At 68.7% G+C, this 14,803-nt stretch carries 17 protein-coding genes; 15 read left to right on the top strand and 2 right to left on the bottom strand.

What is annotated here, in order from left to right:
* Positions 1 to 39 precede the first annotated feature (39 nt).
* Positions 40 to 1,116: a UDP-N-acetylmuramate dehydrogenase gene (locus A3CQ_RS0121715; RefSeq protein WP_370657617.1), complete on the top strand. Its 1,077-nt coding sequence runs from the start codon at positions 40 to 42 to the stop codon at positions 1,114 to 1,116.
* Here A3CQ_RS0121715 and A3CQ_RS53615 read toward each other — a convergent pair whose 3' ends face one another.
* Together A3CQ_RS53615 and A3CQ_RS0121705 are read right to left on the bottom strand one after the other, a co-directional pair.
* A complete protein-coding gene (locus A3CQ_RS53615; protein ID WP_084699165.1) occupies positions 1,117 to 2,382 on the bottom strand; it encodes a carbohydrate-binding protein in 1,266 nt (421 codons plus the stop codon).
* A 72-nt stretch (positions 2,383 to 2,454) separates the two neighbouring features.
* A complete protein-coding gene (locus tag A3CQ_RS0121705) occupies positions 2,455 to 2,958 on the bottom strand; it encodes a CAP domain-containing protein (protein WP_020513054.1) in 504 nt (167 codons plus the stop codon).
* A gap of 306 nt (positions 2,959 to 3,264) precedes the next feature.
* On the opposite strand from A3CQ_RS0121705, the gene A3CQ_RS0121700 reads away from it, so the two are divergent.
* The 14 genes from A3CQ_RS0121700 (at position 3,265) to A3CQ_RS0121635 (ending at position 14,803) form a co-directional block, all read left to right on the top strand.
* On the top strand, positions 3,265 to 3,963 hold the full coding sequence (locus tag A3CQ_RS0121700) for a response regulator transcription factor (RefSeq protein ID WP_020513053.1): 699 nt from the start codon (positions 3,265 to 3,267) through the stop codon (positions 3,961 to 3,963).
* 80 nt (positions 3,964 to 4,043) lie between these two features.
* A complete protein-coding gene (locus tag A3CQ_RS0121695) occupies positions 4,044 to 6,455 on the top strand; it encodes a chemotaxis protein CheW (RefSeq protein WP_342663681.1) in 2,412 nt (803 codons plus the stop codon).
* A complete protein-coding gene (locus A3CQ_RS0121690) occupies positions 6,456 to 6,893 on the top strand; it encodes a chemotaxis protein CheW (RefSeq protein WP_020513051.1) in 438 nt (145 codons plus the stop codon).
* Positions 6,893 to 7,765, top strand: a complete 873-nt coding sequence (locus A3CQ_RS0121685) for a hypothetical protein (RefSeq protein WP_020513050.1) — start codon at positions 6,893 to 6,895, stop codon at positions 7,763 to 7,765. Before A3CQ_RS0121690 ends, A3CQ_RS0121685 begins: the two co-directional genes overlap by 1 nt.
* A 13-nt stretch (positions 7,766 to 7,778) precedes the next feature.
* Entirely contained in the window at positions 7,779 to 8,978 is a 1,200-nt protein-coding gene (locus A3CQ_RS0121680) for a protein-glutamate methylesterase/protein-glutamine glutaminase (RefSeq protein ID WP_020513049.1), read from the top strand.
* The gene (locus A3CQ_RS0121675) at positions 8,975 to 9,820 is read left to right on the top strand and encodes a CheR family methyltransferase (RefSeq protein WP_020513048.1); all 846 of its coding nucleotides are present in this window, start codon (positions 8,975 to 8,977) and stop codon (positions 9,818 to 9,820) included. The genes A3CQ_RS0121680 and A3CQ_RS0121675 overlap by 4 nt, the downstream gene beginning before the upstream one ends.
* A 16-nt stretch (positions 9,821 to 9,836) precedes the next feature.
* Positions 9,837 to 10,214: a response regulator gene (locus A3CQ_RS0121670; RefSeq protein ID WP_245577295.1), complete on the top strand. Its 378-nt coding sequence runs from the start codon at positions 9,837 to 9,839 to the stop codon at positions 10,212 to 10,214.
* Positions 10,211 to 10,699 (top strand): chemotaxis protein CheX, encoded by a 489-nt coding sequence (locus tag A3CQ_RS0121665; protein ID WP_020513046.1) that lies wholly within the window; start codon positions 10,211 to 10,213, stop codon positions 10,697 to 10,699. The genes A3CQ_RS0121670 and A3CQ_RS0121665 overlap by 4 nt, the downstream gene beginning before the upstream one ends.
* Positions 10,696 to 11,058 carry a response regulator gene (locus A3CQ_RS0121660; RefSeq protein WP_020513045.1) on the top strand — a complete coding sequence of 121 codons (363 nt, stop codon included), beginning with the start codon at positions 10,696 to 10,698 and terminating at the stop codon, positions 11,056 to 11,058. The genes A3CQ_RS0121665 and A3CQ_RS0121660 overlap by 4 nt, the downstream gene beginning before the upstream one ends.
* A gap of 7 nt (positions 11,059 to 11,065) precedes the next feature.
* Complete coding sequence (locus A3CQ_RS0121655; RefSeq protein ID WP_020513044.1) at positions 11,066 to 11,554, top strand: hypothetical protein; 489 nt, start codon at positions 11,066 to 11,068, stop codon at positions 11,552 to 11,554.
* A 124-nt stretch (positions 11,555 to 11,678) separates the two neighbouring features.
* Positions 11,679 to 12,191, top strand: coding sequence for a flagellar hook assembly protein FlgD (locus A3CQ_RS0121650; RefSeq protein ID WP_020513043.1), 513 nt, complete (start codon positions 11,679 to 11,681; stop codon positions 12,189 to 12,191).
* Between the two features lie 33 nt (positions 12,192 to 12,224).
* Positions 12,225 to 13,526, top strand: coding sequence for a flagellar hook protein FlgE (locus tag A3CQ_RS0121645; RefSeq protein WP_020513042.1), 1,302 nt, complete (start codon positions 12,225 to 12,227; stop codon positions 13,524 to 13,526).
* Positions 13,527 to 13,724: 198 nt separating this feature from the next.
* A complete protein-coding gene (locus tag A3CQ_RS0121640; protein WP_020513041.1) occupies positions 13,725 to 14,012 on the top strand; it encodes a flagellar FlbD family protein in 288 nt (95 codons plus the stop codon).
* Positions 14,012 to 14,803: a motility protein A gene (locus A3CQ_RS0121635; protein WP_020513040.1), complete on the top strand. Its 792-nt coding sequence runs from the start codon at positions 14,012 to 14,014 to the stop codon at positions 14,801 to 14,803. Before A3CQ_RS0121640 ends, A3CQ_RS0121635 begins: the two co-directional genes overlap by 1 nt.

The following is a 14,803-nucleotide window of genomic DNA, read 5'->3' as shown; positions in this document are numbered from 1 at the left end:
ATGAGGTGCCCCCGGCACCTTGAGCCTAGGGTGAACGTCGTGCCTGACGTTAGTCGCGAACGCCAACTCGACACACCCGCACCGTCCCCCTTGGGTAACAGGGCACTCGGGGCGTACACGACGCTACGCCTCGGTGGCCCGGCCGGCACCCTGACGGTTGCCACCGAAACCGACGAAGCGGTCACTACCGTGCGTAAGGCCGCCGCCGAGGGCCGTCCCGTTCTCGTGCTGGCCGGCGGCAGCAACGTCGTGATCGGCGACGCCGGCTTTCCCGGCGAGGTGCTGCTGCTGCGCACGCGCGGTATTCACGTGGTGGACGCGCGGGCTGAGAGCGTGGTCGTCCGGGTTGCCGCGGGCGAGGCTTGGGATGACTTCGTCGAGTACGCGGTGAGCAACGGCTGGTCGGGCGTCGAGTGCCTGTCCGGCATCCCGGGCTCGGCCGGCGCCACCCCGATCCAGAACGTCGGCGCCTACGGCCAGGAGGTGGCGCACACGATCGTGGCCGTGCACGCGTACGACCGGGAGCACGACACGATCCGCGCGATGCCCCCGGCCGAGTGCGACTTCGCGTACCGCTCGAGCGTCTTCAAGCACAACGACCGCTTCCTCGTGACCCACGTCGATTTCCGGCTCGCGGTCACCGGCGATTCCGCGCCGATCCGCTACGCCGAGCTGGCGCGCAACCTCGGCGTCGAGGCCGGCGACCGGGTACCGCTGCGCCAGGCCCGCGACACCGTCCTGAAGCTGCGGGCCGGCAAGGGCATGGTGCTCGACCCCGACGACAAGGACACCTGGTCGGTGGGCTCGTTCTTCACCAACCCGGTGGTGTCGGCGGAGCGCTGGGCCTCGCTGCGGCTGGACGCGCCGCACTGGCCGGGCGACGACGGCGCCGTGAAGATCCCGGCGGCCTGGCTGATCGAGCACGCCGGCTTCCCGAAGGGATTCGCCGGCAACGGCGTCGCGATCTCCTCGAAGCACACGCTCGCGCTGACCAACCGGGGCGGGGGCCGGGCCGACGACCTGCTCGCCCTGGCCCGCACCATCCGCGACGGCGTCCGGGACCGGTTCGGGATCGAGCTGCACCCCGAACCGGTCCTGATCAACTGCGCGCTCTAGCTACAGCGGCAGCCAGAGGGCGAGCACGTTCGGCGGTTCCCAGCCGGGCAGCGAGGTGTGCGACTGCCGGCACTGGTAGCGCTTGCCGTTGTAGGTGACGATCTGCCCCACCGTGTACGCCGTGTACGGCGCCCACGTGGTCGTCCCCGGCGCCGTGGTCGGCGGCGTGGTGGGAGTCGTCGTCGGCGGGGTCGTGGGTGCGGTCGTCGGTGTGGTTGTGGGCGGCGTGGTCGCCGTACCGGAGCTGAAGCTTTGCATGATCTTGCTGAATTGCCAGGTGCTCTGGGACACGCCCGAGCAGTTGTCGGCGGCGGCGCCACCCGGGCACCCGCCGTTGTCCCGCTGCAGGGCCCAGAACGAGAGCGACCGGATGCCCTGGGTCTTGGCCCAGTTGGTCACGGTCTGCGCATTGGCGATCGTGAAGGTCTCGGCCGGGCCGAAGTCGTCGACGCCGATCATCTCGGTGATGCCGACCATCTGCCACAGCTGCGCGGTGGTCTTGCCCGGGTAGAGCGAGCGCAGCTGGTTGACCAGGCCGTTGGCCGAGGTCTGGGTGTCGGTGGCCATGTTGTGCGAGGCGTTGTCGTAGTAGTCGAACGTCATCATGTTGACGATGTCGACCCGGGCGTTGTTGCTGACCGCGTTGCGCAGCACGGCCAGGCCCGAGTCGGCGAGGCCCGCGGTGGTGGTCGGCAGGGTGTAGCTGAACTCGACGAGCCGGCCGTTGGCGGCGGCCCAGTCCTCGACCTTCTTGATCGCCTTGTTGCGGCGGTCGATGCCGGCCGTGTTGGTCAGCGAGTTGTCCTCGATGTCCAGGTCGAGCCGCGTGACGTCGTACGTGGTGATGACCTTCTCGAACTGCGCGGCGATCGAGTCGACGTTGGTGCAGCTGTCGGCGATCTCGGTGCCGCCGTTGTCGGCCGCGTACCCGCCGAACGAGGGGATGACGTCGCCGCCGCCGGCCCGGATCGCGGTGATGTCGGAGCCGAACGTGCCCGACGCGATCGGCATCGAGGTGTCGCCGTTGAAGTAGACGGTGCACGAGCCCCGGCTCGGGGTCTGCACGAAGGCGAGCGTGAGGAACTTGTCGCCGGACTGGCTGGACAGCCCGGAGAGGCTGTCGCCGTTGTACGCCTCGAAGTACGGCGCGAAGACGTGCGCGGGGATGCGGGAGGTGCTGGCGGCCTGGGCGTTGGGGGAGGTGGCGGCAACGAACGCGGTCGCGCAGACGGCGGCCGCGGCAACCGCCACGAGAGTTCGGCGCATGGGACCTTCTTCGGGGGAAGTTAGGTTAGTTAACCTAACTAATAGAAGGACCCAGCGAGGATTGTCAATAGATCACTCGTATCCGAAGACCTGGGTGTAGTACGGCAGGCCGGTCGGTCCGTACGCGACGCCGGTCCCGATCGAGTGCGCGTCGCAGTTCAGGATGTTCTCCCGGTGGCCGGGGCTGGCCATCCACGCGTCCATCACCTCGGTCGCGGTGCGATAGCCCCAGGCGATGTTCTCGCCGGACGGCTCGGCGTACCCGGCCTCGTGCGAGCGGGCCACGAACGTCGTGCCGTCCTGCCAGACGTGGCTGAACTGGCCGGTGCGGGCCATGTACAGGCTCTGCTGGATGGAGGCGACGGTCAGCTCCGGGTCGACCGCGAGCTGGCCGCAGCCGTTCGCGTGCCGCTGCTGGTTGGTCATCGTGATGACCTCGGACATCAACTCGGCCGGCGCGACCGCGGTGACCGGAGCGCCCGGCGGGAGCGGCGGGGCCGGCACTCCCGCGCGCGCCGGCGAGCCGATCAGCAGCAGTGCGGGTGCGGCCGTGAGCAGGGCGAGACGTCGTAGCACGGGGTGCCTCCGGTGGCCGGGGCGGGCCTTATCGCCCACCAGTTGATATCGCACCGGTTTCTCGGCCGTACGTCCCTTATTTGGCGGAAACGGGAATAGGCGTACGCAAAGGTGTCAGGCTGGTGGGATGGCCCAGCGCATTCGCCCCAGGGGCCTCTCGGTTCGCGATCGTCGGATCCTGCGGACAGGCCCCGCGTGCCGAATAGCTCGCTAGACTGTCACTGTCCGTAAATAGGCAGTGACATCACGCTATCGGGTTCTTTGCGTGGATAAATACGGCGAGGGGTGGGGCAGGGTGAGCACACGATGAGTCGCCTTCTCGTCGTCGAGGACGACCCGGACATCGCGCTCGCCCTGCGGCTGCTGTTCAGTCGAGCGGGCTACGAGGTGGCGCACGCCGGCGACGGCCGCACCGGCCTCAAGGAGGCCTACGCGGAGCACCCCGACCTGGTCGTGCTCGATGTCGGCCTGCCCGAGATGGACGGCTGGCAGGTGCTCGAGCGGCTGCGCGACGTGTCGGACGTCCCGGTGCTGGTGCTCACCGCGCACGGCCAGGAGGCCGAGAAGGTGCGCGGCCTGCGTGGCGGCGCCGACGACTACCTGACCAAACCGTTCGCGAACAACGAGCTGCTGGCGCGGGTCGAGGCCCTGCTGCGGCGCTCGTCCAGCGGACAGAACAGCTGGGCCAGCCAGGTCTACGACGACGGGCTGGTGCACCTCGACCCGACCAAGCGCCGGGTCTACGTCAAGGGCGACGAGAAGCGGCTGACTCCCACCGAGTTCCGGCTGCTCAACGCGCTGGTCCGGCACGCCGGCGCGGTTCTGAGCCCCAATCAACTGCTGACCCAGGCCTGGGACGACCCCACCGGCATCGGTCAGGAGCGGGTGAAGTTCGCCGTCCTGCGGCTGCGCCGCAAGCTCGGCTGGTCCGACCCCGATGAGTCACCCATCGAATCAGTCCGGGGATTTGGCTACCGCTACCGCCGACCGGGCGGAGAGTCCTGATTTCGTCGTCTTGGTCACAGGTGCTCTCAGATGACGGGCGCGCCCGTCGATGAGAGCTGTGGAAGCCGAGTGGGAGGTACGTGAGCGTGGAAGACCTTGGCGAAATCGTTGGCGAGTTCCTTATGGAGAGCCACGAGAACCTGGACCAGATCGACCGCGACCTGGTGTCTCTCGAGCAGGAACCGGACTCGCGCGACCTGATCTCCCGCATCTTCCGGGCGATCCACACGATCAAGGGCACCAGCGGCTTCCTGGCGTTCAGCCGCCTCGAGAAGCTCGCCCACGCGGGCGAGTCGCTGCTGTCCAAGCTGCGCGACGGCGTGATGCCGGTGACGCCGTCGACGATCACCACACTGCTCGCGACGATCGACGGCGTGCGCTCGATCCTCTCCTCGATCGAGGAGACGCAGGCCGAGGGCGACGTCGATATCGACAGCATCATCGCGCAGGTCAACGCGCAGATGAAGGCGGGCGAGGCCCCCGCGGCCGAGGTTCCGGCGGCGGCGCCCGCGGCGGCCCCGGCGGCGGCCCCCGCGGCCGAAGCGCCCGCGGCCGAAGCGCCGGCCGCCGAGGCCGAGCCGGCCCCGGTCTCCGTCGAGGACACGCCCAAGCGCCCGGCGCCCGAACCGGTCGAGAACCAGCGCAAGCCGATCGGCGAGATCCTCGTCGAGCAGGGCGCCGCGCAGGCGGCCGACGTCGGCTCGGCGCTCGCCCAGCAGATCGAGGGTGACGAGCGCAAGCTCGGCACGATCCTGCTCGACCAGGGCAAGGCCAAGCCGGCCGCGGTCAACGAGGCGCTCCAGGCGCAGACGCCGAAGCGGAGCATCGCCGACAGCGCGATCCGCGTCGACGTCGACCTGCTCGACACCCTCATGAACATGGTCGGCGAGCTGGTTCTCGCCCGGAACCAGCTGGTCCGCGGCGTCATGGAGATCGGCGACGCGACGCTCGTGCGCAGCGCCCAGCGGCTCGGCATGATCACCAGTGAGCTGCAAGAGGGCATCATGAAGACCCGGATGCAGCCCATCGAGCACATCTGGTCGAAGCTGCCCCGAGTCATCCGGGACCTGAGCAATTCGCTCGGCAAGAAGGTCGAGCTGGTCATGGAGGGCAAGGAGACCGAGCTCGACCGGAGCCTGCTGGAGGCGGTCAAGGACCCGCTGACCCACCTGGTCCGCAACGCCGTCGACCACGGCATCGAGGAACCGGAACGGCGCGAGGCGGCCGGCAAGGGCCCCGAGGGCACGCTGACGCTGCGCGCGTACCACGAGGGTGGGCACGTGGCGGTCGAGGTCGCCGACGACGGCGCCGGCCTCAACGTGGAGCGGATCGCGCAGAAGGCGGTCGAGAACGGGCTGCTGCGCGCCGAGCAGATCCCGAACATGGACAAGCGCGACATCATGGCGATGGTGTTCCAGCCCGGCTTCTCCACCGCGGCCAAGGTCACCAACGTGTCCGGCCGCGGCGTGGGCATGGACGTGGTGAAGACCAACATCGAGAACATCGGTGGCGCGGTCAGCGTCGACTCGACGCCGGGCGAGGGCACGGTCTGGCGGCTCACGATCCCGCTGACGCTGGCCATCATCCAGGCGCTGACGGTCGACTGCGGCGAGCAGCGCTACGTCGTCCCGCAGGTCGCCGTGCTCGAGCTGGTCTTCATCGACGGCAATTCCACCAAGATTGAGTACGCCTCGGGCGCGCCCGTCTACCGGCTGCGGGGCAAGCTGCTCCCGCTCGTCCGGCTGGACCGTGCACTCGGCCTCGAGGTCGGTGGCGACCAGGGCGTCTACATCATGGTGCTGCAGGCCGACGGCCGGCGGTTCGGCCTGGTCGTGGATCGCGTGCTGAACACCGAGGAGGTCGTGGTCAAGGCCCTCAACACCAGGTTCAAGGACATCGGCCTGTACGCGGGGGCCACGATCCTCGGCGACGGCAAGGTGGGCCTGATCCTCGACGTCTCCTCGCTCGCCCGGCGCAGCCACCTGGCCGCCGACGCCGACCGCCAGAACATGGAGGCCTCGGCGCGAGCGAACGCGGGAAGCGGCACGGGGGAGCGGCTGCTGGTCACCGCGGTCGGCGAGCGGCGGGTCGCCATCCCGCTGGACACGGTCACCCGGCTCGAGGAGTTCCCGCGCGACCGGATCGAGCACGCCGGCTCCCGCGAGGTGGTCCAGTACCGCGGTCAGATTCTCCCGCTGGTGCGGCTGTCGCACCTGCTCGGGGCGTACGGCGAGGAGCCGGAGGGCGACACCGTGTCGGTGGTCGTCTACAGCGAGGGCGGACGGAGCGTGGCACTGGTGGTGGACCGGATCGTCGACATCGCCGAGAACTCGACCACCGCGCGCCGGGACGCCGAGGAGGACGGCCTGGTCGGCACCGCGGTCATCCAGCAGCGGGTGACCGAACTGCTCGACGTGCGCCGGGCGATCCTTGCCGCCGACCCGAACTTCTACACCGACCTGGAGAACGACGAGATGCTGGTGGAGGCCTAAATGGCGAGCCGACAGTTCGCCACGTTCGAGGTGGCCGGTCAGCTTTTCGGCGTCGAGGTGCACACGGTGCAGGAGGTGCTCTCGTACAACGAGTACACCCCGGTGCCGCTCGCGCCGCCGGCGGTGGGCGGGCTGTTCAACCTGCGTGGCCAGGTGATCGCGGCGGTGGACCTGCGGGTTCAGCTGGGCATGGCCCGCAAGGCGCTGCAGGGGCCGGTCATGAACGTGATCCTGCGCGGCGACGGCGAGCCGGTCAGCCTGCTGGTCGACAAGATCGGCGAGGTGGTCGACCTGGACGACGAGCGGTTCGAGCCGCCGCCGGACACGCTCAGCGGTCCGACCCGGGAGCTGGTGGTGGGCACCTTCAAGCTGGACGGGCGGCTGATGCTCGCGCTCGACGTCAACCAGGCCGTCGACACGTACCGCGCCACCACCTGATGTACAGCCTCGTCAGCGCCCCGGTCCTCGGCTTTGACCTGACCCGCCTCGCCGGCGGGTCGGCCACGGCCGAGGTGGTGCTGCGCGGCCTGCGACTGCAGAGCGACGACCTGGCGATCCTCGCCGAGCGCCTGCCGGACGAGGGTGTCCGCGGCCCGCTCTGGGTCGAGGTCGAGAGCGCGGCACGCCGGATGCCGTCGCTCAAGGGCATGTCGAAGGAGGACCCGGCGAGCAGCCTCGCGCTTGTCGAACGGGCCCCGATCGGCTCGGTCGACGCGCTGCTGACCTGCCTGCGCTACGACGTCATGTCCTGGACCTGGAGCGGCACCGGCCGCGAGGCGACGCAGAGTGAGACGGCGGCGGCCGCCACCGCCCTGCTCTGCGACGCGGCGGTCGGCAGCTACCTGCGTGAGGTGCTGGACGACGACTCGCGCCGGCGCCTCGGCGCCGGCTGGGTGTCGGCCATGCGCAAGCTGCCGGTCGGCGCCCCGATCGACCTGGGCCCCCATCACTACGTGGTGTCGGCCCTGCTGGACCGGCTGCGCTCGCTGCGGTCGATGGATCTCGACCGCCTCGCGTCCTCGGCGGAGGACGCGCGGCGCAACGCCGGCGGCTGGTCTCCGGCCGTCCATTCGGCCTCGTGGGCCGCGTATCTCTCGGATCGGGTCCGCACCGCCGCCGCGGCGCAGATGCTGTTGGTACAGGCCGTCGACACGGCCGACATTCCGCTGGCCGACCGGGCCGGCGGCGTCTGGAACATGCTCAGCGGTGCCGTGCAGGCGCTGGTGGTCCGTGACCTCTTGGACACCTCCACCGCGCATCGACTGCTCGCGCCGGTGGTCGCGGCTCTGGGCCCCGCGTGGCTCGGGTGAAGGGGGTGGTCGGATGATTTCGGTCCTCGTCGTAGACGACTCCGTGGTGGTCCGTCGGCTCATCGTCGACGCGCTCGGGGGTGCCGAGAACATCGAGGTCGTCGGCACGGCCTCCAACGGCCTGCTGGCCCAGGCCAAGATCGACCAGCTCAAGCCCGACGTGATCACGATGGACATCGAGATGCCGCAGATGGACGGCATCGCCGCGGTCAAGGAGCTGCGCAAGCGGCACAAGCAGATCCCGGTGATCATGTTCAGCACGCTCTCCGCGGCCGGCGCGAGCGCCACCCTGGAGGCGCTGGCGGCCGGCGCGACCGACTACGTCACCAAGCCGAGCAACGTCGGTTCGGTGAACGAGTCGATCGCCGCGGTCCGCGAGGAACTGGTCCCGAAGATCTACGCGCTCGGCGGACGGCGACGGCAGACGGGCCTGCCCGGCGCGCCGCCCGGCGCCCCACCCGGACGGCCCGGCCCCGCGCCGGCCCGGCCGGCGCGGCCCGGCGCCGCCCCGCCCCGGGCCGGACTGCCGCCCTCGGGCCCCGGCCGACCGGGCGCCGCTCCGGCCGGACCGCCCGGCGCGCCGCCCCGTCCGGTCAAGCGCGCCGCGCCCGGCGGCAAGGTCGACATCCTCGCGATCGGCTCGTCCACCGGCGGACCGGACGCGCTCACCAAGGTGCTGACCGGCATACCCGCCGATCTTCCGGTGCCGATCGTGATCACCCAGCACATGCCGCCGGTGTTCACCCGGATGTTCGCCGAGCGGCTGGACCGCAGCACCCCCCTGCACGTGGTCGAGGCGACCGACGGGATGGAGCTGACGCCCGGCTGGGCGTACATCGCTCCCGGCGACTCGCACCTCGTGCTGCATCGCCGGGGCACCTCGACGCTGACCCAGCTCAGCGGCGCGCCTCCGGAGAACTCCTGCCGCCCGGCCGTGGACGTGATGTTCCGGTCGGTCGCGGCCCTCTACGGAGGATCTGCTTTCGCCACGGTATTGACAGGAATGGGACAAGATGGACGAGGTGGTGCGAAGGTGCTGAGAGACGCGGGTGCCGAGATATTGGCCCAGGATGAGGCGACCTCGGTGGTGTGGGGCATGCCGGGTGCCGTGGTCGGCGCCGGGCTGGCGGACGAGATTCTGCCGCTGGACCGGATCGCGGCCTTCTTGGTCAACCGGGTGAAGACCGGACGATCGGCGGCGGTGGCTCGATGACGCTCTCCCAGCCCGAGTTCGCCTTCGTCTCCACCCTCGTCCGGAAGGAGGCCTCGATCGTCCTGGCCCCGGGCAAGGAGTACCTGGTCGAGGCCCGGCTCATCCCGGTCGCCCGGGCGGTCGGCGCGGCCAACGTCAACGAGTTCCTCGCCGAACTGCAGCGCCGGCCCAACCCGGCGCACCAGCGCAAGATCATCGACGCGCTGACCACCAATGAGACCTCGTGGTTCCGGGACCGGGAGCCGTTCGCCGCGCTCACCGACGTGATCCTGCCCGAGCTGATCAAGTCGCGCGCGACGACCCGCAAGGTCCGGTTCTGGTCGGGTGCCAGCTCCAGCGGGCAGGAGGCGTACAGCCTCGCCATCACCCTGCAGGAAGCGCTGCCGTCCGGGTGGAACTACGAGATCGTCGGGACCGACATCTCCACCGAGATGGTCAAGCGGGCCGAGACGGCCGAGTACAGCCAGGTCGAGGTCAACCGCGGCCTGCCGGCCAGCCAGCTCGTGCAGTACTTCGAGCGGGCCGGCGCGCACTGGCGGGTCACCTCGCAGCTGCGCAAGAACGTCTCCTTCAAGCTGATGAACCTGACCGCGCCGCTGCCGGCCATGCAGCCGTTCGACGTCATCTTCATGCGCAACGTTCTGATCTATTTCGATGTCGCGACCAAACGGACCGTGCTGCAGAACGTGGCCAAGCTGCTGCGGCCGGACGGATGGCTCTTCCTCGGCGCGGCCGAGACGACCATCGGGATCGACGACAACTACGAGCGGGTGGCCGCCGGCCGCACCTCCGCCTACCGAGTTCGTACCGGAGTGCCCGCGGGTGCTTCGAGAAGGGGATGACGCCGCGATGCGCGCCATGGTGATCGACGACTCCCGCGCGATGCGCATGATCCTCAAGCGCATTGTCACCAAACTGAACTTCGATGCGGTGGAAGCAGGCGACGGCCAGGAGGCGCTCGACCTGCTAGCCGACATGCCCGAGGTGCCGGAACTGGCCCTCATCGACTGGAACATGCCCAACATGAACGGGCTCGAGTTCGTCACCAACGTCCGGGCCGACCCGCGTCTGCGTGAGATGACGCTGGTCATGGTCACCACCGAGAGCGAACAGAGCCAGATCGTACGGGCGCTCGCCGCGGGCGCCCACGAGTACGTGATCAAGCCCTTCACCGAGGGCGCCATGATCGAAAAGCTGGCCCTGCTGGGCCTCGTCCCGACCGGAGCGAACTCATGAGCGTCGAAGTCGAGGTCAATGAGAACGACCTCGCCGAGATGGTGGAACAGGTGTGGGAGTCGTATCTGGATCCGGAGGGCATCAACCCGCTGATCCCGACGTACGACGAAAATCAGCCCTCCGAGGTGCACTCCTCGGTCTCCATCTCCGGATCATGGACCGGACACATCGTTTACGCGTGCTCCATCGAGGCCGCCCGCCGGGCCGCCGCCGCCTTCCTCGCCATGGAGCCGGACGAGGTCTCCCAGGAGGACCTCTCGGACGTGCTGGGTGAGCTCGCGAACATCGTCGGCGGCAACGTGAAGGCGATGTTGCCGCCCGGCGCCTTTCTCTCCCTGCCCCAGGTCGTGCTGGCCCCCGAGTCCACCGCCCGGTTCCCGAACACCGAGCGGATCAGCGGGGTCTACGGCATCTGGGACGGCGAACCCGTGTCAATTTCCATGTGGCACAGCCGCGCGGACAACAACCAGGAGGATGGCGCATGAAGATTCTCATCGCCGACGACAGCCGGGTCATGCGGCAGATCGTGGTCCGCACGATGCGGCAGGCCGGTTTCGGCGATCACGATCTGATCGAGGCCTCGAACGGCCGCGAGGCGTTCGACATGGCCAAGGCTGAGAACCCCGATCTGATCCTCTCGGACTGGAACATGCCCGAGATGACCGGTATCGAGCTGCTTCGGCAGCTGCGCGCGTCGGGCAGCGACGTCAAGTTCGGTTTCGTGACCTCGGAGAGCACGCCCGAGATGAAAGATCAGGCTCAGGCCGCCGGTGCGCTCTTTTTCATCGTCAAGCCGTTCTCGGCTGAGCGATTCGATGAGGTCTTCGCTCCTATTTTGGGATGATTACGACATGTCCGATGTCTCGGTTCTTCCTGGCACTCTGGCCGTCCGCAACCTCTTGGAGGATCTGCTCGGCCGCGAAGTGACCGTCAGCCCCGGCGATCCGATCTCCGCGGAGGAGGTCGCCACGGCGACGGTCGCGATCTTCACCGACACCTCGCAGAAGGTATACGGCGTACTCGGCATGGACCTGCCTTTGGCGGCCAACGCGGGCGCCGCGCTGGGCCTGCTCCCGGCCGGCGCGGCCGAGGACAGCATCGACGAGAAGCAGCTGTTCCCGAACCTCGCCGAGAACGTCTTCGAGCTCTGCAACGTCCTGACGAGCCTGCTCAACCGTGAGGGGGGTCCGCACATCAAGCTGTACCAGGTGGTGTACCCCGGCGACCCGCTGCCGGCGGACGCCCGGGCGCACCTGATGGCGCTCGGCCGCCGCGTCGATCTCGCGATCGAGGTCAACCGGTACGGCAAGGGCAAGTTCAGCCTGTCCCTCGCGCCCTGACCGAGCGCATCGTGCTCCGCCTTCGCGGGCCTGCCCCTATCGGGCGGGCCCGCGTTTTTGTGGCTAAGCAAAATCTGGGGGCGGTCGAAGCTTAGGTCGAGCAAGCAAACGGACAGGAGAAGTCATGACCTCGCCGACCTCGGGAATCTCCGGCACCACCGGGCCTGTCGGTACGACCGGCACCTCGCCCTCGACCAGCAGCGCCGCCAAGGGCAAGGAGCTCGGGGACAAGGACACCTTCCTCAAACTGCTCGTGGCCCAGCTCAAGTACCAGGATCCCAGCAACCCGGCCGACTCGACCCAGTTTCTGGCGCAGACCGCCCAGTTCACCCAGGTCGAGAAGCTCGGCGACATCGCCGATCTGCTCAAGTCGCAGCGCCTGGTCGGCGTGAGCGGCCTGGTCGGCCACAACGTGACGTACATGGACGAGAACGGCGCCAGCCAATCGGGTGTCATCTCGGCCGCCAAGCTCAACGGAGACAGCGAACCGATGCTTCGGATCGGGAACACGGATGTGCTGCTGTCCAAGGTCATGGAAGTCCTACCGACGGCCCCGACGACCGGCTCGACCGGCACGGCGGCCCCGCAGTCGGATGACAAGAAGGTCACTCCGACGACCGGTCCCGCGACCGCCTAGTCAGCGTTCCCGAACCCGCAAAGGACTCACTACATGCTGCGCTCTCTCTACTCCGGCATCAGCGGCCTGCACGCCCACCAGCAGATGATGGACGTCACCGGCAACAACATCGCCAACGTCAACACCGTCGGCTACAAGGCCAGCGTCGTCCAGTTCCAGGACACGCTCAGCCAGATGCTCGGCGCGGCCGGCGCCCCGCAGAACGGCCAGGGCGGCACCAACCCGGCGCAGGTCGGCCTCGGTGTGCGCAATGCCGGCATCCTGTCCAACTGGTCGCAGGGCTCCCAGGAGACCACCGGCCGGGCCGGCGACATGATGATCCAGGGCGACGGCTTCTTCATCGCCCGCAGCGGCAACGAGGACCTCTACACCCGGGCCGGCTCGTTCTCGTTCGACGCGAACGGCAAGCTGGTGACCGCCACCGGCGACGCGGTGCAGGGCTGGACCGCCACCAACGGCATCGTCAACGCCGCCGGCAAGCCGGGCGACATCCAGATGCCGCTGGGCGCCACGATCTCACCCAAGCCGACCTTGAACATGACGCTCAAGGGCAACCTGAGCAGCGACGACGTCCCGGACCCGCTGAACCCGACGAACTCCGGGCCCAGCGCCACCAACCCCGGCAACTACGTCACGACGATCCCGATCAAGGTGTACGACCCGCAGGGCGCGACGCACTCGGTTCTCGCGACCTTCACCCGGACGGCGAACGACAACGTCGCCGACACGTCGACCTGGACGGTGGACTTCACCAAGGACGACCCGGCCAACCCCGGCACCCCGATCACCATCGGCTCGACGACCATGAACTTCGAGGGCGGCAAGTCGACCGACGGCGCCGGCACCGCGGTGACCAAGCTGCCGGCGATCGGCACGGCGCCGGATGGGCCGTACACGGTCGACGTCACCGACATCACGTCGTACGCCGGTCTCTCCGATGCGCGGGTGTTCGACACCGACGGCCAGACGGCCGGCGCGCTGACGTCGCTGTCCTACACGGTCTCCGACACCGGCCAGATCATCGGCGTCTACAGCAACGGTCTGAAGCAGGTGCTCGGGCAGATCGGGATGGCGACCTTCAAGAACGTCAACGGCCTGGAGAAGACCGGCGACTCGATGTACCGCTCGACGGTCAACTCGGGTTACGCCCAGGTCGGCCAGCCGGGCAGCGCCGGCATGGGCCAGGTGATCAGCGGCGCGCTGGAGATGTCGAACGTCGACCTCGCCCAGGAGTTCACCAACCTGGTCATCGCCCAGCGCGGCTTCCAGGCCAACTCCCGCATCATCACCACCTCCGACGAGATCCTCCAGGAACTCGTCAGCATGAAGCGCTAGTAGCACCACGAGACCGGCCGGCGGCCGGGGCGGGCACCGACGTGCCCGTCCCGGCCGTTGCCATATGACCGTTCGGCTGCACCCGTAACGCGACCAGGTGGATCTCATCCGCAACGGTCAAGCGGTCGATGGTTCCCATGACGGGCCACGGACGGCCCACCAGCCCAGGACCACACCACCACCCAAGGACGGATGTAAGTGATCCTCGTAACCCGCATCAACGGTGCCGTGTTCGCCCTGAACCCGGACCTCGTCGAGCGCGTGGACTGCACGCCCGACACGGTCGTGACGCTGGTGGACGGCACCAAGTACGTCATCTCCGAATCCGTGCCCGAGTTCATCGACTCGGTGCGCCACTACCGCGCTTCGCTGATCGCCCAGGCGAGCCGCATGGAGGCCGAGCCCACGGCCATCGTCCCGTCGTCAGAGGACGACGACCAAGACCACGACGCCAAGGTGCTTCCGCTGCACCGGAAGGAACGCTGATGGACATCTCCACCATCGTCGGTGTAGTCGTCTCGCTGGCCATCGTCTTCACGGTCCAGATCCTGGAGGGTGGCTCGCCATCCTCGATCATCCTGATTCCCTCGATGCTGCTGGTGTTCGGCGGCGCGTTCATGGCCGGTATGGCCGGCGGCGTGCTCAAGGACGCGACCGGCATCGGCAAGCAGCTGCAGAAGGCGTTCCTCGCGAAGGTCACGCCGCCCACCACGCTGGTGGAGAACATCGTCAAGCTGGCCGAGCGGGCCCGCCGCGAGGGCCTGCTGGCCCTCGAGGACGCGGTCAAGACGGTCGAGCACCCGTTCCTCAAGCGCGGCCTGCAGCTGGCGATCGACGGCACCGACCCGGAGGAGCTGCACGACATCCTCCATGCCGAGATCGCGGCCAAGAAGAAGGCCGACAAGGCCGGCTCGAAGCTCTTCGAGAACATGGGCGGTTACGCCCCGACGATCGGCATCATCGGCACGGTCATGGGTCTCGTGCACGTGCTCGAGAACCTGAACAAGCCGGAGTCGCTCGGTCACTCGATCTCCGCGGCGTTCGTCGCGACGCTCTGGGGCGTGCTCAGCGCCAACCTGATCTGGCTCCCGGTCGCCGCCCGTCTGACCCGCCTCAGCGCGGTCGAGGCGGAGGAGATGGAGCTGGTGGTCGACGGCGTGCTGGCCATCCAGGCCGGCTCCAACCCCCGCCTGGTCGCTCAGAAGCTGCGCAGCCTCCTCCCGCCGGATGAGGCGAAGAAGGCCGAGGCGGCCGCGAACACCAAGAAGGCGGCCTAA

The organism is Paractinoplanes globisporus DSM 43857, assembly GCF_000379645.1.
Lineage (GTDB): Bacteria > Actinomycetota > Actinomycetes > Mycobacteriales > Micromonosporaceae > Actinoplanes > Actinoplanes globisporus.
The sequence above is the reverse complement of the archived record's forward strand: the minus strand, read 5'-3'. Positions and strand labels throughout refer to the sequence as shown.

Coding starts and splice junctions, on each gene's coding strand:
- A3CQ_RS53615 (WP_084699165.1), bottom strand. CDS start 2,382: ATGCGCCGAACTCTCGTGGCGGTTGCCGCGGCCGCCGTCTGCGCGACC.
- A3CQ_RS0121700 (WP_020513053.1), top strand. CDS start 3,265: ATGAGTCGCCTTCTCGTCGTCGAGGACGACCCGGACATCGCGCTCGCC.
- A3CQ_RS0121690 (WP_020513051.1), top strand. CDS start 6,456: ATGGCGAGCCGACAGTTCGCCACGTTCGAGGTGGCCGGTCAGCTTTTC.
- A3CQ_RS0121685 (WP_020513050.1), top strand. CDS start 6,893: ATGTACAGCCTCGTCAGCGCCCCGGTCCTCGGCTTTGACCTGACCCGC.
- A3CQ_RS0121680 (WP_020513049.1), top strand. CDS start 7,779: ATGATTTCGGTCCTCGTCGTAGACGACTCCGTGGTGGTCCGTCGGCTC.
- A3CQ_RS0121675 (WP_020513048.1), top strand. CDS start 8,975: ATGACGCTCTCCCAGCCCGAGTTCGCCTTCGTCTCCACCCTCGTCCGG.
- A3CQ_RS0121670 (WP_245577295.1), top strand. CDS start 9,837: ATGGTGATCGACGACTCCCGCGCGATGCGCATGATCCTCAAGCGCATT.
- A3CQ_RS0121665 (WP_020513046.1), top strand. CDS start 10,211: ATGAGCGTCGAAGTCGAGGTCAATGAGAACGACCTCGCCGAGATGGTG.
- A3CQ_RS0121660 (WP_020513045.1), top strand. CDS start 10,696: ATGAAGATTCTCATCGCCGACGACAGCCGGGTCATGCGGCAGATCGTG.
- A3CQ_RS0121655 (WP_020513044.1), top strand. CDS start 11,066: ATGTCCGATGTCTCGGTTCTTCCTGGCACTCTGGCCGTCCGCAACCTC.
- A3CQ_RS0121650 (WP_020513043.1), top strand. CDS start 11,679: ATGACCTCGCCGACCTCGGGAATCTCCGGCACCACCGGGCCTGTCGGT.
- A3CQ_RS0121645 (WP_020513042.1), top strand. CDS start 12,225: ATGCTGCGCTCTCTCTACTCCGGCATCAGCGGCCTGCACGCCCACCAG.
- A3CQ_RS0121635 (WP_020513040.1), top strand. CDS start 14,012: ATGGACATCTCCACCATCGTCGGTGTAGTCGTCTCGCTGGCCATCGTC.